The 21635-nt window shown below is 62.5% G+C and carries 20 protein-coding genes; 12 read left to right on the top strand and 8 right to left on the bottom strand.

Features of this window, described 5'->3' with window-relative positions:
* Nucleotides 1-19: 19 nt before the first annotated feature.
* The 3 genes from ACZ1JY_RS15495 to hisB all read right to left on the bottom strand — a co-directional run bounded on the left by ACZ1JY_RS15495 (nt 20) and on the right by hisB (nt 2443).
* Complete coding sequence (locus tag ACZ1JY_RS15495; protein ID WP_465129888.1) at nt 20-1159, bottom strand: glycoside hydrolase family 130 protein; 1140 nt, start codon at nt 1157-1159, stop codon at nt 20-22.
* 68 nt (nt 1160-1227) lie between these two features.
* Entirely contained in the window at nt 1228-1857 is a 630-nt protein-coding gene (gene hisH / locus ACZ1JY_RS15490) for an imidazole glycerol phosphate synthase subunit HisH (RefSeq protein WP_465129887.1), read from the bottom strand.
* Nucleotides 1850-2443 (bottom strand): imidazoleglycerol-phosphate dehydratase HisB, encoded by a 594-nt coding sequence (gene hisB / locus ACZ1JY_RS15485; protein WP_118072183.1) that lies wholly within the window; start codon nt 2441-2443, stop codon nt 1850-1852. Before hisB ends, hisH begins: the two co-directional genes overlap by 8 nt.
* Nucleotides 2444-2529: 86 nt before the next feature.
* Here hisB and ACZ1JY_RS15480 point away from each other — a divergent pair, with 86 nt between their 5' ends.
* Genes ACZ1JY_RS15480 through gmk form a run of 3 tightly spaced genes read left to right on the top strand, consistent with a single transcriptional unit; the run spans nt 2530 to nt 4154 of the window.
* Entirely contained in the window at nt 2530-3027 is a 498-nt protein-coding gene (locus ACZ1JY_RS15480) for an SspB family protein (RefSeq protein WP_062342268.1), read from the top strand.
* A 32-nt stretch (nt 3028-3059) separates the two neighbouring features.
* Complete coding sequence (locus ACZ1JY_RS15475) at nt 3060-3452, top strand: hypothetical protein (protein ID WP_118072185.1); 393 nt, start codon at nt 3060-3062, stop codon at nt 3450-3452.
* Nucleotides 3453-3503: 51 nt separating this feature from the next.
* A complete protein-coding gene (gmk, locus tag ACZ1JY_RS15470; protein WP_465129886.1) occupies nt 3504-4154 on the top strand; it encodes a guanylate kinase in 651 nt (216 codons plus the stop codon).
* Between the two features lie 51 nt (nt 4155-4205).
* Here gmk and ACZ1JY_RS15465 read toward each other — a convergent pair whose 3' ends face one another.
* From ACZ1JY_RS15465 to ACZ1JY_RS15455, 3 genes are all read right to left on the bottom strand, one after another.
* Nucleotides 4206-5009, bottom strand: coding sequence for an SDR family oxidoreductase (locus tag ACZ1JY_RS15465; protein WP_465129885.1), 804 nt, complete (start codon nt 5007-5009; stop codon nt 4206-4208).
* Nucleotides 5010-5141: 132 nt separating this feature from the next.
* Nucleotides 5142-6281: an acyl-CoA dehydrogenase family protein gene (locus ACZ1JY_RS15460; protein WP_465129884.1), complete on the bottom strand. Its 1140-nt coding sequence runs from the start codon at nt 6279-6281 to the stop codon at nt 5142-5144.
* Between the two features lie 3 nt (nt 6282-6284).
* Nucleotides 6285-7445, bottom strand: coding sequence for an acyl-CoA dehydrogenase family protein (locus ACZ1JY_RS15455; RefSeq protein ID WP_168902760.1), 1161 nt, complete (start codon nt 7443-7445; stop codon nt 6285-6287).
* A 193-nt stretch (nt 7446-7638) separates the two neighbouring features.
* Between ACZ1JY_RS15455 and ACZ1JY_RS15450 the strand changes: the two genes are divergently transcribed.
* From ACZ1JY_RS15450 to ACZ1JY_RS15425, 6 genes are all read left to right on the top strand, one after another.
* Nucleotides 7639-8487 carry an SDR family NAD(P)-dependent oxidoreductase gene (locus ACZ1JY_RS15450; RefSeq protein WP_168902761.1) on the top strand — a complete coding sequence of 283 codons (849 nt, stop codon included), beginning with the start codon at nt 7639-7641 and terminating at the stop codon, nt 8485-8487.
* The gene (locus ACZ1JY_RS15445; RefSeq protein ID WP_465129883.1) at nt 8484-9911 is read left to right on the top strand and encodes an MFS transporter; all 1428 of its coding nucleotides are present in this window, start codon (nt 8484-8486) and stop codon (nt 9909-9911) included. Before ACZ1JY_RS15450 ends, ACZ1JY_RS15445 begins: the two co-directional genes overlap by 4 nt.
* A gap of 105 nt (nt 9912-10016) precedes the next feature.
* The gene (locus ACZ1JY_RS15440) at nt 10017-11309 is read left to right on the top strand and encodes an acyl-CoA dehydrogenase family protein (protein ID WP_465129882.1); all 1293 of its coding nucleotides are present in this window, start codon (nt 10017-10019) and stop codon (nt 11307-11309) included.
* 11 nt (nt 11310-11320) lie between these two features.
* Complete coding sequence (locus ACZ1JY_RS15435) at nt 11321-12409, top strand: Zn-dependent alcohol dehydrogenase (protein WP_118072192.1); 1089 nt, start codon at nt 11321-11323, stop codon at nt 12407-12409.
* Nucleotides 12410-12420: 11 nt separating this feature from the next.
* The gene (locus ACZ1JY_RS15430; protein WP_465129881.1) at nt 12421-13482 is read left to right on the top strand and encodes a phosphotransferase family protein; all 1062 of its coding nucleotides are present in this window, start codon (nt 12421-12423) and stop codon (nt 13480-13482) included.
* Nucleotides 13483-13495: 13 nt separating this feature from the next.
* Nucleotides 13496-13885: a ribonuclease HI gene (locus ACZ1JY_RS15425; RefSeq protein WP_168902765.1), complete on the top strand. Its 390-nt coding sequence runs from the start codon at nt 13496-13498 to the stop codon at nt 13883-13885.
* A gap of 62 nt (nt 13886-13947) precedes the next feature.
* Here the strand turns inward: ACZ1JY_RS15425 and ACZ1JY_RS15420 are convergent, their stop codons facing one another.
* Nucleotides 13948-15321, bottom strand: coding sequence for a class II 3-deoxy-7-phosphoheptulonate synthase (locus tag ACZ1JY_RS15420; RefSeq protein WP_118072194.1), 1374 nt, complete (start codon nt 15319-15321; stop codon nt 13948-13950).
* Between the two features lie 211 nt (nt 15322-15532).
* Between ACZ1JY_RS15420 and ACZ1JY_RS15415 the strand changes: the two genes are divergently transcribed.
* The 3 genes from ACZ1JY_RS15415 to ACZ1JY_RS15405 are packed head-to-tail and all read left to right on the top strand — an operon-like array spanning nt 15533 to nt 18692.
* Entirely contained in the window at nt 15533-17476 is a 1944-nt protein-coding gene (locus tag ACZ1JY_RS15415; protein WP_465130931.1) for a pilus assembly protein TadG-related protein, read from the top strand.
* Entirely contained in the window at nt 17473-18057 is a 585-nt protein-coding gene (locus ACZ1JY_RS15410) for a TadE/TadG family type IV pilus assembly protein (protein ID WP_118072196.1), read from the top strand. Before ACZ1JY_RS15415 ends, ACZ1JY_RS15410 begins: the two co-directional genes overlap by 4 nt.
* Nucleotides 18054-18692 (top strand): TadE/TadG family type IV pilus assembly protein, encoded by a 639-nt coding sequence (locus ACZ1JY_RS15405; RefSeq protein WP_465129880.1) that lies wholly within the window; start codon nt 18054-18056, stop codon nt 18690-18692. Before ACZ1JY_RS15410 ends, ACZ1JY_RS15405 begins: the two co-directional genes overlap by 4 nt.
* 22 nt (nt 18693-18714) lie before the next feature.
* On the opposite strand, the gene ACZ1JY_RS15400 is transcribed toward ACZ1JY_RS15405, so the two are convergent.
* Nucleotides 18715-21606, bottom strand: coding sequence for a M16 family metallopeptidase (locus tag ACZ1JY_RS15400; protein WP_465129879.1), 2892 nt, complete (start codon nt 21604-21606; stop codon nt 18715-18717).
* Nucleotides 21607-21635: the final 29 nt, after the last annotated feature.

Here is a 21635-nt window from a genome sequence, read left to right as displayed (position 1 = left end):
GCGCGCGCCTAGCAGGCGATCACGCGGAACGGAAGGCTTCCTTCGGCACATGCGTGATGCGGCAGGCAAGATCGGCCTCGCCCGAGGCGACAATGTAGCGATCCTCAAGCTCGGCGATGCCTGTGGTGAACACGACGTCGCGCAGATAAAGCAGGTCTTCCATGGGGTGAGTCAATTCGGCATTGGGTTCGAGAAGTGGGGTATGACTCCCGCCGATCGTCTGCCACGGCTCGTCCGCATCGAGCAGGGTCCAATAGGTGCGGTAGATGCCGACGATCTCCTTCGGTTCGACGCCATGCCAGAGGGTAAGCCAGCCACGCTTGCCGTCGACCTCGGTCAGGATGGGAGGCGTGCCGCCACCCATGCGAGCGGTGGCCGCGGTGCCGGCGTGAGGGCGAATGCCCGGCTCGACCCGTGGCCTCCAGTGCAGAGCGTCAGGAGATGTGGCGAGGTTGATCGAGGGACCGGAGCGCCACTCGCTGCCCGGTGGATAGGCGAAATACAGATCGCCCAATGGCCGGGTCTGCGCCCAGTACTCGCCATGGACTAGCCCCTCGAAGATCAGCATGTCCTTATTCTGGTGATCGAGCACGATACCTTCGAAGTGCCAATCGAGGCCGTTCTCGGACGAATAGAGCGTGGTCGAATGGCGCTCCGGGCTGACCGAACAGGTGGTCATCAGGTAGGCCCCCTCCCCCATGCGTGAGATGCGGGCGTCCTCGGTGCCGTAGCACTGGAACGAGCCTTGGGGCGCAATCGCCTTGTCGTAGTGTATTGCGACCACGTTCAGACCGTCGGGCGACATTTCGACCGGGAGAAGCCACGACAGTGAGGTCAGCGCCATGATCTTCCAGCCGCCGCCGTGGAGCAGGAACTTGCGCGGGTCCGAAGTGTCGGCGAGCTCCAGCGGCCAGCCATCGAGGACATAGCCGCCTTCGTGCCAGCGGATCGCGTGGACCTTGCCGTCACGGATTGGCTGGCGCAGCGCTTCGGCAACGCGGACCATGAACAGCAGGTTGCCGTTCGGCAGCACCGTCATCCCGGGGTTGAAGGCCCCTAGCACGTATGTCTCGGCATCGAAGTGACCGCGCAAGGGGGATTGCGCGAGGTCCACCATGAAGGGCGTGAACACCAGACGGTCGAACGGAAACGTGGTCATGCGGCAAGAGCCTCCTTCAAAGGAAGAAAAGGCCCGGGTGCGCGTTACAGTTCCCTCAGGCTAACCAGTCAAGGCTTCCATTCAAGGAAGCGGGCGAGCAGCGAGAGGCCGTAGGACTGGCTCTTTTCCGGGTGGAACTGCACGCCGAGAATGTTGTCACGCCCGACCGCCGCGACGATGCCGCCGCCGTGATCGCTCATCGCGGCGATGTGCGCGCCCTCTTCGGGAACGAAGTGGTAGGAGTGGAGGAAATAGGCCTCGCCCGGTTCGATCAGTTCCGCACCGCTGTTGTGCGGCATCGGGGCTACATCGTTCCAGCCCATGTGCGGCACCTTGATCGACGGATCGGCCGGTTCGATCACGCGAACCTCCCCGCCGATCCAGCCAAGGCCGTCGGTCGTGCCGAACTCGATGCCGCGATCGGCGAGAAGCTGCATGCCGACGCAGATGCCGAGGAAGGGGGCGCCGCCGACGAGGACGCGTTCTTCCATCGCCTCGACGAGGCCGGGCACGGCGGATAACGCTTCGATGCAGGCGCGGAAAGCCCCGACGCCGGGGAGGACGATGCGATCTGCGGCGCGGACGACGTTGGGGTCAGCCGTGACGACAACGCCTTCGGCACCCGCAGCCTTCAGCGCATTGGCAACCGAGCGGAGATTGCCCGCGCCGTAATCGACCAGCGCGAGGGTATCAGCCACCGAGGATGCCCTTGGTCGAAGGCACGGCATCGGCCTTGCGCGGATCGATGGTGATCGCCTGACGCATGGCGCGGGCAAAGCCCTTGTAGATGCCTTCGATGATGTGGTGGTTGTTCGAGCCGTAGAGGCTTTCGATGTGCAGCGTGATGCCGGCCGCCTGGCTGATCGACTGGAACCAGTGCTCGAACAGCTCGGTGTCCATCTCGCCCAAGCGAGGCTGCGTGAAGGCAGCCTTCCAGATCAGCACCGGACGGCCCGAAATGTCGAGCGCGACGCGGCTCAGTGCCTCGTCCATCGGCGAATAGGTGTGGCCGTAGCGGGTGATGCCCTTCTTGTCGCCCAGTGCCTGGGAGATGGCCTGGCCCAGCGCAATGGCGCTGTCCTCGGTGGTGTGGTGCTGGTCGACGTGGAGATCGCCCTTCACCCGGCATTCGATGTCGATCAGCGAGTGGCGGCTGAACTGCTCGATCATGTGATCGAGGAAGCCGATGCCCGTTTCCACCTTGTAGGTGCCGGTGCCATCGAGGTTCACCGACACGGCAATGTCGGTTTCCTCGGTCTTTCGCGTGATCGATCCAGTGCGCATGGGAAAGCGCCTATACGCCGCTCCGGTTTAGAATCAATGTCCGTCCCCACTTGACCCGAACGGCCGGGGAGGTCAGTTGTGGCGGCATGAGCGATGCACCTGACAGCCTGATCCCCTACGACGAAATCGTGCAGGAGGCGCTGCGCGCCGTGGTCGGCAGGGTGCTGGGCGAAGTTGCTGCCGGCGGCGGGATGCTGCCGGGCACCCACCACTTTTATATCACCTTCAAGACCGGCGCTCCCGGCGTGGACATTCCGCAGCGTCTGCGCGAGCGTTTCCCCGACGAGATGACGATCGTGCTGCAGAACAAGTTCTGGGACCTCAAGGTCGAGGCAGATCAGTTCAGCGTTGGCCTTTCGTTCAACCAGATTCCTTCGACCCTGGTGATTCCGTTCTCGGCCATCACCGCATTCGTTGATCCGGCAGTCGATTTCGGCCTGCAATTCCAGGCTGTTGTCGATGACGAGGCCGAACCGGTTGAGCCGGCCGAGAATGATTCGCCGGAACAAGCCGACACGCCTGCCGTTGAGCGGACCGAGGACGGGTCGAACGTCGTCACGGTGGATTTCGGCAAGAAGAAGTAAGGGGCTCTGCCCCGCTGACAGAGGGCAAGGGCATGGCGAAGAAGGGCAAGAAACTGGCCGATGCGGCAAAGGACGCCGCTGACAAGGTGCCTGCTCCCAGCCCCAACCCGATGACCAACCTGATTCTGGCGGATATCGCCCTGCGTGCCGGTGGTTCGCTGCTGCGCCGTGGCGTCGAGAAAGGCCTGATCGGGACGAAGATGGGTTCGAAAAAAGCGGGCCGCGTTATCCAGGGACGCACGATGATGCAAACCCTGGTTGGCACTGCCATTGCCCGCGTCGCCACACGCTCTGTGCCCGGCGCGATCGTTGTCGGTGGCGGCCTGCTGGCCAAGACCCTCTATGACCGCCGTCGCAGCAGAACCGCCGAGGCAGAGGGCGAAGCTGCAATCGAGGAACAGGCCGAGCGCGGCAAGAAGAGCTGAGCGGAACCATCCCCACTTGACCATGCGGGAAGCGATGCGCCACTAGCGCACATGGTTCACGAGTCCCAAGACGACGACGCCCTGCACCGCCGGGGCCTCATGCTCATCCTGTCCTCGCCCTCCGGCGCTGGCAAGACGACGATCGCGCGCAAGCTTCTGGCCGAGGACAACGAGATCGCTGCGTCGGTCTCGGTCACTACGCGCCCGATGCGTCCCGGGGAAGTCGAGGGCAAGGACTACTACTTCGTCGACAAGGTCGAGTTCGACCGCATGGTCGAGGCCAACGAGTTCTACGAATGGGCGGTGGTCTTCGGCAACTGCTACGGCACGCCCAAGGCACATATTCGTGACCGGCTAAAAGCCGGTGGAGACGTGCTGTTCGATATCGACTGGCAAGGCACCCAGCAGCTTTACCAGAAGGCGCAAGCAGATGTGGTGCGCGTGTTCATCCTGCCGCCGAGCCTTGAAGAGCTGCGCCGCCGCCTGACCGGGCGCGGTACCGACACGGCCGAAGTGATCGCGGCGCGGATGGACCGGGCCCAGGCCGAGATCAGCCACTGGGACGGTTACGACTACGTGGTGATCAACGACGATGTCGAAGGCTGCTTTGACAAGGTCCGCGAGATCCTGGCCGCCGAGCGCATGAAGCGGACGCGCCAGACCGGACTGATCGACTTTGTGCGCGGGCTGATGCGCGGCTGAACTGGCAATGGTGCCCCCGCATGTATGAGGGCACCCAAGAAATTTGCCCGATCAGTGACCTGACGGATCGATTGCATTGTCCGGGATCCAGCCGTTGACGATGCCGCCATCGATCGGCAGCGGCGTTCCAACGACATAGTCGCCCGCGCGGCTGGCGAGGAAGATTGCGCCGCCGGCCATGTCTTCGATCGTGCCGATCCGTTTGGAGGGAATGCCCTTGGCGGAGGCTTCGGGGTTCTTGGCCGCGGCCTTGTTCATTTCCGACGGGAATGCGCCGGGGCAAATGCAGCTCGCGACGATCTGGTCCTTGATCAGGCGGGCGGCCATGCGGCGGGTCAGATGGATCAGCGCCGACTTCGAAGCCTGATAGCTGTAGGTCTCCCACGGATTGACACGCAGGCCATCGACTGAGGCGATATTGATGACTTTCGCTGGCTGCTCCTTGCTGGCGGCAGCCTTGAGCAGACCGTGCAGCTTCTGCGTCAGGAAGAACGGGGTCTTGACGTTGAGGTCCATGACCTTGTCCCAGCCCACTTCCGGAAAGTCCTCGAAGTCCGCGCCCCACGCAGCACCGGCGTTGTTTACGAGGATGTCGAGCTTGCTTTCGCGGGCGGCGAGGTCGGCCGCGAGCTGCTCGATGCCGGCGACATTCGAGATGTCACCGGGAAGCGCGATGCACTTCTCGCCGAGGCGGGCGGCGGTTTTCTCGACCACGGCGGCCTTGCGGGCGGTGATGTAGACGCGCTCGCACCCGGCAGCGATGAAGCCTTCGGCAATCATCTCGCCGATCCCGCGCGAACCACCGGTGACGACCGCGACGCGGCCCTCAAGGCTGAAGAGCTTGCTGAAATCCATGTATTGTTCCCTTCCGGCCTGTTCGGGGGCCGTTCTGCCTGTGTCCTTCGACAGGCTCAGGACGAGCGGATCTGGAATTCTACCCGATTCCGCTCATGCTGAGCTTGTCGAAGCATCACGCACTACATCAGATCAATAGCCGCTGAGCTGGGCCACGCGTTCGGCGTGGTAGTACTGGTCGCCCATGAACTCGGCGAGCGAACGGTCGCGCTTCATGTATAGGCCGATGTCGTATTCGTCGGTCATGCCGACGCCGCCGTGCATCTGCACGCCTTCGCGCACCGAGAGGTTGCAGGCCTTGGCAGCCTTCGCCTTGGCGACGGAAACCATGAGGTCTGCTTTCTCCGAATTGCCATCGAGCAGCTGCTGCGCCTTGATGACCGCGGCTTCGGCGATCTCCAGTTCGGAATAGAGGTGCGCGGCGCGGTGCTGCAGCGCCTGGAACTCACCGATCAGCTGGCCGAACTGCTTGCGCGTCTTGAGGTAGGCGGTGGTGATGTCGAATGCGCCCTGCCCTACGCCGGTCAGTTCAGCGGCGGCGCCGATTCGGCCGGCGCGGATGACCTTGTTCAGCAATTCGCGCCCACCATCGACTTCGCCGATCACGCAATCGCCGTCGAGCTCGACATTGTCGAAGGTGACGTTGCTGGCCATCGCGCTGTCGACCAGACGCAGGTTCTCGTGAGTCACGCCTGCGGCATCCTTCGGCACCGCGAACAGCGTGATGCCGTCGTTGTCGGTATCGCTGCCCGAGGTGCGCGCAGCGACGATGATTGCGTCAGCCGATGCGCCCTGCACCACGAACGCCTTGCGCCCCTGCAGGCGGAAACCGTTGCCGGCCTTCTCGGCCTTGCAGGCAATGCGCTCGGGACGGTGCTTGGGGCCCTCATCGACCGCCACCGCCAGCACGCTGTCACCTGCGATCACGCCGGGGAGCCAGCGGCCGCGCAGTTCGTCCGAGCCTCCCGAAAGCGCGGTCACGCCCATGACCGAGGTGGTCAGGAACGGCGACGGCGTAAGGTTGCGACCGATTTCGCGCAGGACGATGCCCGCCTCGACATGGCCCATGGCAAGGCCGCCATCCGCCTCGGTGGCAAGCATGCCGGTAAGGCCCATTTCGGCAAACTGCTTCCAGAGGGCGTGGCCGAAGCCATCCTGGCAGTTCATGTCGCGATAGTGGCGCAGCTGCTTCTTGATGCCGCCTTCATCGGCCATGAAGCCGGTGACGCTCTCGGCCAGCATGGCCTGATCTTCGGTGTGGTAAAGGGGCATAGATCAGGCTCCCGGCAGTTCGAGGATGCGTTTGGCGACAACGTTGAGCATGACTTCGCTGGTGCCGCCCTCGATCGAGTTGGCCTTGGTGCGCAGCCACGAGCGCGACGGCGAACCGCCATTGGTACGCTCGCTCTCCCATTCAAGCGCGGTTGCCCCGCCTGCCGACATCAGCAGTTCGTGGCGACGCTTGTTCAGTTCCGTGCCGGCGTACTTCATCATGTTGGGCTGTGCGGGATGGGCACGGCCGACCTTGGCTTCATCGAGGAATTTCTCGCCCATGCAGGCATAGGCCAGCGCATCGACGTCGAACATGGCGAGGTCTGCGCGCAGGATCGGGTCTTCGAGACCATTGCGGGCAACGACTGCGCCAATGGCGTTGAGACGGTCACCGCCGCCGGCGCCCGAGATCATCTCGCGCTCGTGACCGAGCAGGTACTTTGCGACATCCCAACCGCGATTGAGTTCGCCGACAATCTGGTTCTTGGGCACGACGACATTGTCGAAGAAGGTTTCGCAGAACGGCGAATTGCCGCTGATCAGCTTGATCGGCTTGGTCGTCACGCCCGGGGTGGTCATGTCGAACAGCAGGAAGCTGATGCCCTGGTACTTGTTGGTCTTGTCCGTACGGACCAGGCAGAAGATCCAGTCGGCCTTGTCGGCGTAGGAGGTCCAGATCTTCTGGCCGTTGACGACCCAGTGATCGCCCTTGTCCTCGCCGAAAGTCTGCAAGCTGACGAGGTCCGAGCCCGAGCCGGGTTCGGAGTAGCCCTGGCACCAGCGGATTTCACCGCGGGCGATCTGGTTGAGGTAGTGAACCTTCTGCTCTTCCGTGCCGAACTTCAGCAGCGCGGGGCCGAGCATCCAGATGCCGAAGCTGGACAGCGGCGGACGCGCGCCGATGCGGGCGCATTCCTCGCGCCAGATCTTCGCTTCGGCCGGAGACATGCCGGCGCCGCCATAGGGCTTGGGCCAGTCGGGCACGGTATAGCCCTTGGCGGCGCAGCGCTCCATCCAGGTCTTCTGCGCTTCGTTCTTGAACTTGAAGTTGCGTCCGCCCCAGCATACGTCGCCCTCGTCACGGGCGGGTTCACGCATTTCGGCAGGGCAGTTCTCTTCAAGCCATGCGCGGATTTCCGCGCGGAAAGCATCAAGGTCTGACATGGTTATGCTCCTCTCTTAATCGGAAGGTTAAGGCGAGTCGCGATGGTCTGGCAAGCGCGGATTTGCGGCACCTTTCCTGCGCTTTGGGGCAAATCGTGCATGCCGTAGCGTAAACCCCATCGCCATTGACGGACGGTCTTTCGCGCCTAAGCTGACGTAAACGTAAAACGACATAAAAACGCTGGAGAGAGGGATGCGATTCAACGGCAAGACGGTCGTCGTGACCGGCGCAGCTTCGGGAATCGGACGGGCGACCACCATCGCCTTCGCGGCCGAGGGGGCGACGGTCTACGCGGCGGACATCGACGAGGCCGGCCTCCTGGCGACGGCGAGCGCATCCAACGGCAAAGTCGTTACCGCCCGCTGCGACGTCACGCGTTGCGAGGACATCAAGGCCCTGATGGACCGTGCTGCCGCAGAAACTGGCGGCATCGACTCGGTCTTCAACAATGCCGGTGCTGGCGGAGACCGCGCACCGATCGACGAGATCGAGCCCGAAGGCTGGGACCGGACGATGGACCTGCTGCTTCGCTCCGTCGCGTTCGGCATCCGCTACGCCGTACCACACATGATCGGACGCAAGGGCGCGTCGTTCGTCAACACGTCCAGCGTGGCCGCAGTCGGCCCGGGCTATTCGCCCACCGCCTATGCAGTCGCCAAGGCTGGCGTCCTGCACCTGACCAAGGTCGCCGCGGCAGACCTCGCCAAACACCAGATCCGGGTGAACGCAGTCCAGCCGGGCTTCATCAACACCAATATCTTCACCGCTTCGCTGGAGATGCCGGCCGAAATGGAGGCGCAGGCCAAGGGCGCGATTGCCGCAATGTCGCAGCAGGCGCAGCCCGTGGCGCGGGGCGGGCAGCCTGACGACATTGCGCAGGCCGTGCTGTTCCTTGCCAGTGAGGCGGCGGGATTTGTTACAGGCACATCGCTGATTGTCGACGGCGGGATCACCATCGGGCCGCGTCATAGCTGGGACCCGAATATGCCGGGCCTGTTCGACGCGCTTCAGCAGATGGTCGACAGCGGAAAGGCTGCATGATCCCGATCGAAGGTCGCGTGCCGACCCGGCTCGCCTTGGCGAACGGGTTGGGCAGTGTCGCCTATGGCGTGAAGGACAACGGCTTCGCCACGTTCCTCTTGCTCTTCTATAACCAAGTGCTCGGCATGGATGCGCGGCTGGTCAGCCTTGCCCTGCTGATAGCGCTGGTCTTCGACGGACTGATCGACCCGATCGTCGGGCATTTCAGCGACCGTACGCGCACGGCCTGGGGGCGTCGCCTTCCGTTTCTCTACATCGCCCCGATCCCTCTCGGGTTCGCATGGATCTTCCTGTGGTCACCCATTGGCGAGCCGAGCTTCCTGATGCTGCTGCTCTCGGCAATCATGGTCCGGGCGCTGGTTGCCATGTGCGAAGTGCCTTCGGCAGCGCTGGTGGCGGAGATCAGCCGGGACTACGACGAGCGCACGCGCCTAACGCGCTTCCGCTTCCTGTTCTCGTGGGGCGGCGGGCTGCTGATGCTGCTGCTTGCCTACGGGGTATTCCTGCCAGATGCGATGCTGGCTCGGGAGGGCTACCGCAATTACGGGCTGTTCGGCGCAGGACTTATGGTCACCTGCGTCCTCGTCTCGGCAATCGGGCAGCATCGCGCGGTAGCAGCGTGGCCGCCTGAGCGTGATGCCAACGGCAAGAGCGCATTCGCCTCGTTGGGGGAGATCCGGGAAAGCTTTTCCCACCCTGCATGCCTCATCGTGATGGCCGGGATTGCCGCTGCACTTACAGCGCAAGGCATCACCTTTGCGCTATCAAACTACCTCTACCTATACGTCTGGAAATTTACCCCCACTGCATTGCAGGCATTTCCATTTCTGCTTTTCGCCAGCGTCGTGGGTGCCTCGATGCTGGTCGGGCGGGCACAGAAGCGCTGGGGCAAGGCCGGAACGGTGATGCGGATGGCCCCGATCGGCATGGTGTTCTGGGCCGGACCACTGATGTTGCGCTGGCTCGGCCTTTGGGCACCTGATGGAACGACCGCATCGCTTGGCATGATGTTCGCCTGTACCTTGCTGTCCAACACCTTCACCGTGACCGGCACGATGACCTTGTGGTCGATGGTCGCCGACGTGGTGGAGGCATCCGAGGAGCAGACCGGGCGACGATCCGAAGGGACGCTTTCGGCGGGCGCGTTCCTTGCCTCGAAGTGTGCGGGCGGACTGGGCGTGTTCATCACCGGCCTATTGCTCAGCTATGCCGGGCTTGAGGCGAACACAGCGCCGGATGCCGTCCTGCCGGAAGTCACCCACCGCCTGAGCCTCGCCTATGTCGCGAGCATTGCGGCTCTCGCCGGGCTCACAGCTTTCGTCGTGCGGCACTTCCCGATCGACCGCGCAGCGCATGAGGCGCGTCTGGCGCGGCTCGATCAGGTGGCAAAGGCCGACCCCGATGCGGCGGGCCTTCACCCCTGACGATGAAATGACCTTGATCAACGACATGACTTAATCGGTCACTTAATTTTCGCTTGAATTCGCACATGGCCCGATGGACAGTGCCGGGCAACCAAGGAGAGGCTCATGGATTTCGAACCGACCGACCGCCAGAAGTACTGGCGTGACCGCGTCCGCCAGTTCATCGAGGACAACGTCCGCCCGCGCTACAAGGATTACAAGGCCGAACAGGCGACGGGTGACCGCTGGAAGGTGCTGCAGACGGTCGAGCAGGAGAAGGCCAAGGCCAGGGCTGCCGGAATCTGGAATCTGTTCATGCCGCCGCGCAATGGCGGTCACCATCACGTCGAGGAAAGCTTCGAGTTCGAAGGCCCGGGCTTGACCAACCTTGAATATGCGCTCTGCGCCGAAGAAATGGGCCGCATCGGCTGGGCCAGCGAAGTGTTCAACTGCTCGGCACCCGATACCGGGAATATGGAAGTGTTCCATCGCTACGGCACGCTGGAGCAGAAGGAGCGGTGGCTGCGCCCACTGATGAACGGCGAGATTCGCTCCGCCTTCCTGATGACCGAGCCGGCAGTGGCCTCGTCGGATGCGACCAATATCGAAACCTCGATCCGCCGCGAGGGCGACGAATATGTGATCAATGGCCGCAAGTGGTGGTCGTCGGGCGTAGGCGATCCGCGGTGCAAGATCGCGATCGTCATGGGGAAGACCGACTTCGAGGCCAAGCGTCACCAGCAGCAGTCAATGATTTTGATGCCGCTCGATGCGCCCGGCGTTGAGATCGTTCGTCACCTGCCCGTCTTCGGCTATGACGACGCGCCGCATGGCCACATGGAGGTGGTGATGAAGGACGTGCGTGTGCCGGCGTCCAACATTCTCCTTGGCGAAGGACGAGGCTTCGAAATTGCGCAAGGGCGCCTCGGGCCGGGCCGCATCCATCACTGCATGCGCACCATCGGCGTGGCCGAGGAGGCGATTGCCAAGATGGCCAAGCGCCTGCAATCGCGCGTGGCGTTCGGCAAGCGCGTGGCTGATCAATCGATCTGGGAATGGCGCATCGCGCAGGCTCGCATTGACATCGAGATGACCCGCCTGCTCTGCCTCAAGGCGGCGGACATGATGGACAAGGTCGGCAACAAGTCGGCGGCGCTGGAAATTGCGATGATCAAGGTCCAGGCACCGAACATGGCATTGCGGATCATTGACGATGCGATCCAGGCCCATGGTGGCGGCGGCGTCTCGGAAGATTTCGGGCTTGCCGAAGCCTATGCCCACCAGCGCACCTTGCGACTGGCCGACGGACCCGACGAAGTTCATGCCCGCGCCATCGCCCGTATCGAGTTTGCCCGCCATTCGGAATTGCCCTCAGGCGACCGAGGCTTCAGCTCGGGCGATCTGGGCGTGGCTCGGTAAGGAGAGAGAAGATGAAAGCCGCCGTACTCGTCGAACCGGGCAAGCCGCTCGAAATCCAGGACCTGACTGTTTCCAAGCCGGGTCCGCATGAAGTGCTGATCCGCACGGCGGCCTGCGGGCTGTGTCATTCGGACCTGCACTTCATCGAGGGCGCCTATCCGCATCCGCTCCCGGCCGTACCGGGACATGAGGCGGCGGGCATCGTCGAGGCGGTCGGTTCGGAAGTGCGGACCGTGAAGGTGGGTGACGCAGTGGTCACCTGCCTCTCGGCCTTCTGCGGCCATTGCGAGTTCTGCGTGACCGGGCGAATGTCGCTGTGCCTTGGGGCCGACACCCGGCGCGGGGCTGGCGCGCCCCCGCGCCTCACCCGGACCGACGATGGCAGCACTGTGAACCAGATGCTGAACCTCTCGGCATTTGCCGAGCAGATGCTGGTGCACGAACACGCCTGCGTTGCGATCAACCCGGAGATGCCACTCGATCGGGCGGCGGTAATCGGTTGCGCGGTGACGACTGGGGCTGGCGCGGTGTTCAATGCGGCAAAGCTCACGCCGGGCGAGACGATTTGCGTGGTCGGCTGTGGTGGTGTGGGTCTGGCCACCATCAACGCGGCCAAGATCGCCGGTGCCGGGCGTATCATTGCGGTCGATCCGATGCCGGAGAAGCGCGAGCTGGCGAAAAAGCTTGGCGCAACGGACGCGCTCGATGCCGGACCCGACGCGGCCAAGGAAATCGTCGAGATGACCAAGGGCGGCGTTCACCATGCGATTGAAGCGGTTGGGCGCCCGGCCTCTGGCGACCTCGCGGTTGCCGCGTTGCGGCGCGGCGGGACGGCGACGATCCTCGGCATGATGCCGCTGAACCACAAGGTCGGCCTTTCGGCGATGGACCTGCTGTCGGACAAGAAGCTGCAGGGCGCCATCATGGGCGGCAATCACTTCCCGGTAGACCTGCCGCGCCTGGTCGACTTCTATATGCGCGGGCTTCTCGATCTCGACACCATCATTGCCGAACGCATTCCGCTGGAAGGCATCAACGACGGGTTCGAGAAGATGAAGCAGGGTCATTCCGCCCGCTCGGTCATCGTGTTCGACCAATGAGCGGGGCGGTGATGGACGCGCAGGCAGCGTTTACGGGGACGGTTGTGCCCGAGGGCGCCGACAAGCTGGACGAGGCGAGCCTGACCCGCTGGTTCGAGGAGAACGTGTCGGGCTTTCAAGGCCCGCTTACGGTCTCGAAATTCAAGGGCGGGCAATCGAACCCGACCTATAAGATCGACAGTCCTTCTGGACCCTACGTCCTTCGGCGCAAGCCCTTCGGCAAGCTGCTGCCTTCCGCCCACGCGGTGGACCGCGAATACAAGGTTCAGGCGGGACTTTCAGGAACCGGCTTCCCGGTCGCTCGCCAGTACGGGCTATGCACTGACGACAGCGTCATCGGGTCGTGGTTCTATGTCATGGGCTGCGTTGACGGACGGACGATCTGGGACGGCGCAACGCCAAGCGCCACGCCCGAGTTCCGGCGCGCGACTTACGACGCCATGGTCGATACGCTTGCCGCACTGCATTCGGTCGATATCGAGAAGGCCGGCCTTTCCGACTTCGGCAAGCCGGGCAATTACTTCGGTCGGCAAGTCGATCGCTGGACCAAGCAGTATCGCCTCTCGGAAACCGAGACGATGCCCGAGATGGAGCGGCTGATCGAATGGCTGCCCGCTACCCTCCCCGAGCAGACGCGAACCAGCGTTGTCCATGGTGATTACCGCATCGACAACATGATATTCCATCCCACACAAGCCAAGGTCGTCGCGGTGCTCGATTGGGAGCTTTCCACGCTGGGTGATCCGCTCGCCGACTTCACCTATTTCTGCACGGCCTGGGTGCAGGACAACGGCGGGCGATCCGGCGTGCAGGACCTCGATCGCAAAGCGCTGGGCATACCCGAACTTGATGAAGTGGTGGCACGGTATTGCGAAAAGACCGGGCGTGACGGTTTGCCCGGGCTCGACTGGTATGTTGCCTACAACTTCTTCAGGCTGGCCGGCATCATCCAGGGAATCAAGAAGCGGGTGATCGACGGTACGGCCTCAAGCGCTCACGCCAAGGCGATGTCGGAAAGAGTTCGCCCGCTGGCAGAACTGGCCTTGAGCTTTGCGGTGAAGGCCGGGGCCTGATACCGGCCCGTCCATGGCAGATCAGAAGCGTCTCAAGGTCTATTTCGATGGCGGATGCCGGCCTAATCCAGGCCCGATCGAGGTGGCTGCGGTGTTGCGCGGAACGGCCCATGTGCGGACTGACTTGGGCAGCGGGACGAATGGCGATGCCGAATGGCTGGCGCTTATCCATGCGCTTGAAGTGGCGCAGGCCAGCGGCGACACTCCGTTTGATCTGTTGGGAGACAGCCGTTCGGTGATCGAACAGGCCAATGGCCGCGCGAAAGCGGCGTCGCCTGCGGACCGGAAGCATCTGGAGCGCTTCCGGCAATTGGCTGAAGCGGATCCCCCCGCCCGCGTTCGATGGGTCAAGCGTGAGCAAAACCTTGCAGGCATCGCCTTGAATGCCAGGCACCCGCGCTAGGCAAAGAAAAAGCCCCGGAGGCAGTACCTCCGGGGCCGTGATCTTCTAGCTTGGCAAGAACGTCAGGCTGCTTCGGCCTTTGCCCCTTCCCGCTCGGCATTCAATGCCTCGGCCAGCAGGAATGCCAGTTCGATCGACTGTGCTGCATTCAGACGCGGATCGCAGTGGGTGTGATAGCGATCGGCAAGGCCTTCCTGCGTGATCGCCACGGCACCACCGGTGCACTCGGTCACGTCCTGCCCGGTCATCTCGATGTGGATGCCGCCCGCATGGGTGCCTTCGGCGCGGTGGACGGCAAAGAAGCCCTTCACCTCAGTCAGGATGCGGTCGAAGGGGCGGGTCTTGTAGCCGTTGTCGGCCTTGATGACGTTGCCATGCATCGGATCGCACGACCACACCACCGGATGGCCTTCGCGCTTCACGGCGCGCACCAACGGAGCGAGCCCTGCCTCGACCTTGTCGTGGCCGAAGCGGCTGATCAGCGTCATCCGGCCAGCTTCGCGCGAGGGATTGAGCGTATCGAGCATGCGCAGGAGCGCATCGGCGCTGAGCGAAGGACCGCACTTCATGCCGATCGGATTGTTGACGCCGCGCAGGTACTCGACGTGAGCCGAACCTTCGAAACGCGTGCGATCGCCGATCCACAGCATGTGGGCGCTGGTGTCATACCATTCGCCAGTCAGCGAATCCTGCCGGGTCATCGCCTCTTCGTAAGCCAGCAGCAGCGCTTCGTGGCTGGTGTAGAAGCTGGTGCCCTGAAGCTGCGGTACAGTGCGTGGATCAACGCCGCAGGCTTCCATGAAGTCCAGCGCTTCGCCGATCTTGTCGGCCATCTCGCGGAACTTGGTGCCCCACGGGCTCTTGCCGATGTGGTCCAACGTCCATTGGTGGACCTGGCGCAGGTTGGCGTAACCGCCGCCTGCAAAGGCGCGCAGCAGGTTGAGCGTCGCCGCCGCCTGGCTGTAGGCCCGCAGCATGCGCTCGGGATCCGGAATGCGCGATTCCGGCGTGAAGTCGATGCCGTTGATGTTGTCGCCAAGGTAGCTCGGCAGTTCCACTTCACCGATTTTCTCGACCGGAGAGGAGCGCGGCTTGGCGAACTGTCCGGCCATGCGACCGACCTTCACCACCGGCTGCTTGCTGGCGAAAGTCAGCACGACCGCCATCTGCAGCAGCACGCGGAAGGTGTCGCGAATGTTGTTCGGATGGAACTCGGCAAAGCTCTCGGCGCAGTCGCCGCCCTGCAGCAGGAAACCCTTGCCTGCGGCCACTTGCGCGAGGTCGGCCTTCAGTGCGCGCGCTTCGCCAGCAAAGACCAGCGGCGGAAAGCTCGTCAGGGTCTTCTCGACCTCGTTCAGCTTTTCGGCATCGGGATAGACCGGCAGATGCCGACCTTCAAACCCGCGCCACGAATCCGCAGTCCAGTTCTGTGCCACTTTCCATTCCTTTCAAGAGGCGCGCCCATACGCCCCCTGCGCAAGAAAAGCAAAGGAAGGCTTGCTCTCACAGCAATCGATCATCGCGATCACGCGCAAGGCCATCGCCAGGGGCAGGCGCATAGGGAATTTACCTTAGTCACCTCATCAGGATGTCTTGGTGGACGGGCGGTTAACCGTGCAGATCCCACCAAAGGTCGTTCGTTTTCCCATGCTTGCCCTTCGCCGCCTTCTGATTCTACTGGCCCGAAGCCGCGGAGGGAACATCCTGCCTCTCTCGGCCATGGCAATCTTTGCCGTGGCAGCACTGATCGGCGGCGCCATCGACATAAGCCGCGCCTGGCGCACCCAGACCAGGCTGCAGGCGGCTTGCGACGCAGGAGTGCTGGCCGGTCGCCGCGACGTCACCACCAACGGTTTCGATGCCACAGCAAAGGCGCAGGCGGACAATTACTTCTTCGCGAACTTCGACGAGACCCACCAGGGTTCGCGGGACACGAGCTTCGAACCAACGTCAGCGGACAAAGGCGGCACCATCGACGCCGTGGCGACAACTACGCTTCCGCCCCTGATGATGCAGATCTTCGGCTTTCAGGGTTTCGATCTGAGCGTCAGTTGCACGGCCTCGATGGGCGTGGGCAACAGCGACATCATGATGGTCCTAGATACCACCGGGTCCATGAGTTCGCTTCTGGCAGGCAGCACGCAGACGCGGATCGAAGCGCTGCGCGCTGCAATGAAGAACTTCTACGCCACGGTCGAGAACGCCCTGTCAGGCACAAACGCTCGCGTGCGCTATGGATTTGTGCCGTACAGTTCTTCAGTCAATGTCGGAAGGCTGCTACTCGACCTGGACCCGTCATATCTCGTCGACAACTGGACGATCCAGTCTCGCAAGGCGATCTACCGAACCGTGCAGACATTGAGCGGCTACGGCACGCCGGTCAGCGGGAGTCCGACAACCACGACGACCCTGCCAACCTACTCATTATGGGCAAACTACGGCTCCAACGTCTATCTGCTGTCAACGTCGTGCAACAGCGCCAAGCCGGCTGATACCGCCTGGACCAATTCGGGCAGTGCCACCTCCACCTCGACGACGACCACGAACTCATCCGGCCAACAGGTCGTGACGACCGTCGTGACCCAGCCACAGACGGCGACGTTCTATCAATGCGCCTGGCAAATTCTGAATTTCAGGATCCAGTCACGCACGGGCTCACGCAACTCCGTGACAACGACGACCACAACGGCCGACCCCATCTATACAAGCTCGCAAGTCTTTGATCATTGGGAATATCGCCCGTGGAATTATGACACGAGCCGGTTCAAGTATTTCGAAGCAGTCTCCACACCAACTGGCGTGAACGGGGCGTCCGTTTCGTCAACGTGGAAAGGGTGCATCGAGGAACGCGCAACCGTATCCGAGCCAAGCTTCACGTGGTCATCGCTGGGAGGCTTCAACCCGGCCGGCGCTCTCGACCTCGAAATCGATTCCGCCCCTGACAGTACGGCTTCCACCAAGTGGGCGCCCATGTGGCCCGATGTCGCCTACATACGCACGGTAAACTACAACGGCGTCGATTACATGAACAGCACGGTGCCATCTCCCACTGGTCTGAAGGCGTCGTCCTACTGTCCGACCGCTGCAAAGCTCCTCTCCACGATGAGCAAGGCGGCGTTCGGCCAATATGCCGATTCACTTGTGCCGGAGGGGGCGACCTATCACGATATCGGTCTGGTCTGGGGCGCCCGCCTCGCCTCGCCCGATGGTCTCTGGTCAAACATTGTTCGCGACGCGCCCACAAACGGCGGCGAAGTCTCGCGCCATCTGATCTTCATGACCGATGGCGAAATGGCGCCCAGCTACTCCATCCAATCGGCATGGGGCATTGAGTACCATGATCGCCGTGTGACCGATGATGGTGTAAACGAAGACGCTGCGCGCCATAACTCACGGTTCCTCGCCCTGTGCGAAGCCGTGAAGGCGAAAGGGATCCGCATTTGGGTCATCGCGTTCGCGCAAGCCATGACGACCGAACTCCAGACATGCGCCTCAAGTTCGAGTGCCTTCACGGCAGCCAACGCAAACCAGTTGGACGCGGCTTTCCAGTCAATCGCCAAGCAGGTCGGCGAACTGCGGGTAGTGCAATGACATTCGCGCAGCTCTGCAAAAATGAAGATGGCGCAACAATCGTCGAATTCGCGATTGTCGTGCCCCTTTTCCTGTTGCTGCTCATCGGCATCATGGACATCGGGCAGATGGTCTATGGCAAGTCGGTCCTCACCGGCGCCGTCCACCGTGCCGCACGCGATTCCTCGTTGGAAACCCGCAATACCAGCGAAGCCGACGCGTCGGTACTCGATGCGATCCGCCCAGTCCTTCCTGGTGTAAACATCAAGACGAGCCGGACCAGCTACTACGACTTTGCCGACGTCGGCCGGGCTGAAAAATGGAATGACAATAATGCCAATGGCGTGTGCGACGCCGGCGAGACATTTACCGACGAAAACCGCAATGGTCAGTGGGACCAGGATGTCGGGCAGAAGGAAAGCGCCGGTTCGGCCAATGACGTCGTCGTCTACAAGGTGACAGCAACATTCAAACCCGTGTTCCAGGTGCCCTTCATGCCAAAACTGTGGTCGGAACGAACCCTTTCGGCGACTGCAGTGACAAAGAACCAGCCGTTCGGCAACCAGACGGGCTATGGTGCCACGGCCGGGAGCTGCCCATGAAGCTGCTGGAAAGACTGCTCAACCGACAAGATGGGGTATCGACCATCGAGTTCGCTCTGGTTGTGCCAGTATTCATGATTCTGGGAATGTACGGGGCCGAAATTGCTTGGCTCAACGCCGCCTCGATGGAGGCAAGCCAGGTTGCTCTGGCGCTTGCTGACAATGCTTCGCGTCTCGGCCAGACCGACAACAGCGGCGTGACCCCGACCGTTACCAGCGACGATGTGCAGTCGGTCCTTACAGGCGCGCTGGAGGAAGGCTCTGACATCGGTCTCGCCGAGAACGGCCGGGTGATCTTGTCGAGCGTTGAAGTTCATCCGGTGACTGGCAAACAATACATCCACTGGCAAAAGTGCATGGGTCAGGGCAAGCAGGCCTCTGCCCATGGGAAACCCGATGCGACAGGAAGTGCCTTGTCTGAAATAGCATCGGGCATCTCCCTGGGCGGGAGAAAGATCACGTCATCCAGCAATAGCGCAGTCATGTCAGCCGAAGTCTGGTACGAATACCATGGCCTGTTCGGAACGATGTTCGTCCAGCCGATCACGATACACGAACAGGCAGCCATCATCGTTCGCGACGACCGAAATGTCGGCCCTGGCCTGAGCGGTACGAACGACAAGATCGAATGCTGACACCGGACCAGAGACTTTCAGTTCAGCGCTTTTCCGGAACAACCTCCAGGCGCCAGCTCCTGTCCGCACGCAGGTACTTCTGCGCCAGAGCTTGCATGCGCTCGGGCGTTGTCTGGCTGTAATCGTTGAGGATCGTGCGAATCGCAGCAATCTTGCGCGGATCGTATGCAGCTCCTTCCAGCTGGTACATGTAGAAGCCATTTCCAGTGCTGGCGCGAGTAATCAGTTGCTTGAGCGGTTCAGTCACCCGGCTGATCTCGTCTGCTGAGGGCGGCGTGGCAGCAAGTTCAGCAGCGATCTTGTCAACGGCAGCAAAGAAAGTGTCGAAATCTCCCGGCCGCAATTGGACCATCGCCGAGAGGTACCCGCCCGACGGCAGATCGAGCGGCCAGCTTGAACCGACTTGCGGCGCATAGCTCGCTCCCACCTTTTCGCGCATCGCGTCGAACAGGCGGTTGTTGAAGATCTGCGCCAGGATTTCGAGTTGGCGGCTTTCACGCACACCGGCCTGCCCGCCACCGGTTGGCCATGCCACCACGGCCGCAGCCTGCGAGGGATCACCGCGATGGGTCAGGACCAGCGGCTCGGCGTTGTGTGCCGGGATGTTCGGGGCAAGTGTCGGCGCCGCCGTTGGAGTGCGGACGGGCAAAGCGCCGAAAGTCTTTTCCAGCGCCGCCAATGCCTGTTCGCGCGTGAAATCGCCAAACATGTCGATCTCGATCGGTCCTTCCGAAAGCAGCGGCTCCCATGTCTTGCGGAAGCCTTCCGGAGTTACCTTCTCAAGCTCGGCCGGGTTTGGCGTCGCATAGCGCGGGTCTCCATCGCGCAACAGCCAGTTGAGATCACGATTGAGCACCGCATTGGGAGCCGAATTGTAGCTTTCGTATTGGAGCTTTGCCGCAGCCTTGGCTCGCAACACCGGATTGGCGTCCCAACGCGGCATGCCCAGCTTGGCGGCCATGAGATAGAGCTGATCGGCAAGGTCCGCCGGGCGCGTGTCGGCCGAAAGCACGAATGCCGTGTCGTCGATGTTGAAATCGAGGCTGAGCTTGCGGCCTGTTGCCAGACGGTCCAGATCATCCCGCCCGAGCGCGCCAATGCCGCTGTCCATCAGCGCCACCTCGCCGATCGGGCCATAAACCGCGTCCTGAGGCTGGATCGCGGAGTAGCCGCCGCCAAACCGGGCCTTGATGATGATCCGACCGGGCTCGGCATCATTGGGCCATAGCAGAACGCGGACACCGTTGGAGAGTTCGACCTGCTCGATGCCGAGCAACCCGATGGGTCGCGCGCTGGCGACGGTTCCGGGTGCGCCGACTGGCGGAAGGTCCGAAAACTTGAGGGCATTTGCCGCCACGCGGCTTTCCGAGGCTGCCTTGACAGGTGCAGTCAATGCGGCGCGCAGGGACGCCTCGTCAGCCTCCCCTGCCTTGGGCGTGATCATCATGGGGCGGACCACGGTTCCCTTAAACAGGGCCCGGGTATGATCAAGCACGGCTTGCGGCTTGAACAAGGGGATGGAACGCCTGAAAATGTCGTAGACGGTGTCCGGGTTGGCCACCGTCTCGCGAATATCGACGGCGTTGACGATATCGTCAGCCGCCTTGGACCCGGCAATGGTGGACTGCGTTTCGACCGAGACCTTGAAGGCGACTTCAAATTCCGCAACTTCGCGATCAATCTCTGCCTGGGACGGCGGCGTGGCCAAAGCATCGGCAATGACTGCACGCACGTCTGTTACCGCAGATTTCCAGTCCTCGCTCAATGGCGTGACCGTCACGATCGTGGCGTCGGCCGATCGCGAAAGCTCCTGCTTCATCTCGTCCACGGACGCCACCAAGTAGCTCCCGCCACCGCGCGCCCGTGCCTCGAGCCGGCGATTGATCAAAGCCAGCGCAAGGCGATCAATCATCAGACCCTGATTGTAGGCGATGGTGTCGTTGACCTTGGTCCACGGACGCAGGATCGCCCAGTTCACAAGTCGTGGAAGGTCCGGCTCGACCAGTACCTTCGCCTCGCCAACCGGGTTCTTGGGATCAATTCCGGTCGGCGCGATCGGCTTGCCGAAATCGGGCTGCAACGGCTTCTTACCAGAGACCTGCCACCCGCCGAACCACTGCTCTATCCGCGCGACCAGTGCTGCCGGATCAGCGTCTCCCGCCACCACGATTACCGTATTGTCGGGGCGGTACCACTTGTCATGAAAGGCCTTTACCCCTGCCGCATCTGCCGCTTCGAGAGTCTCGACCGTGCCGATCGGGCTGCGCGCGGCCAGAAGCTGGCCCTTGAAGAACAGCCCCCGCGTTGCGTCCAGCACCCGCGACTGCGCGCTGGTGCGTTCGCGCATTTCGGCAAGGACGATCGGAACCTCGGTCTTGACGCCGCGATCGGTAAAGATCGGCGCAGTGATCATGCCCGACAGCAGCTTGAATGTTTCATCCAGCTTAGGCGCCGTGGCGTTGGGAATGTCGAGCTTGTAAACCGTCTGCGTCGGGCTGGTCTCGGCGTTGGTATCGCTGCCGAAGGTGGCGCCTAACCGCTGCCACGTGGGAATCGTCTCACCTTCCTTGAGATACTTCGATTCACGGAAGGTCAGATGTTCGATCAGGTGGGCATAACCGCGCTGCGGCTCGGTTTCGTACATCGAGCCCGCGTCAACCAAAACGCGGATCGATACCTGCTCGGGCGGAACACCACTGTGACGGACTGCGTAACGGATACCATTCGGCAGAATGCCGAAGGTCCAGGCCTTGTCCTGCGGAACATCCGAACCCTTGTAGAGCCACGGCACGTTGGACTTCGTCGCCATGGCCGGAGCCTTGGCGGGGACCTCGGCGACCACGGGGGCCGCCGAAACCAGCAGGAGGGATAGGAACAGGCCGAAGCGCCGGGCGCGCGTGTTACGGGATCGCATCACCCGACTATAGGAAGCCTTCTTATGAA

The organism is Novosphingobium sp. BL-A-41-Hi4B-X5A, assembly GCF_055521705.1.
The sequence above is the reverse complement of the archived record's forward strand: the minus strand, read 5'-3'. Positions and strand labels throughout refer to the sequence as shown.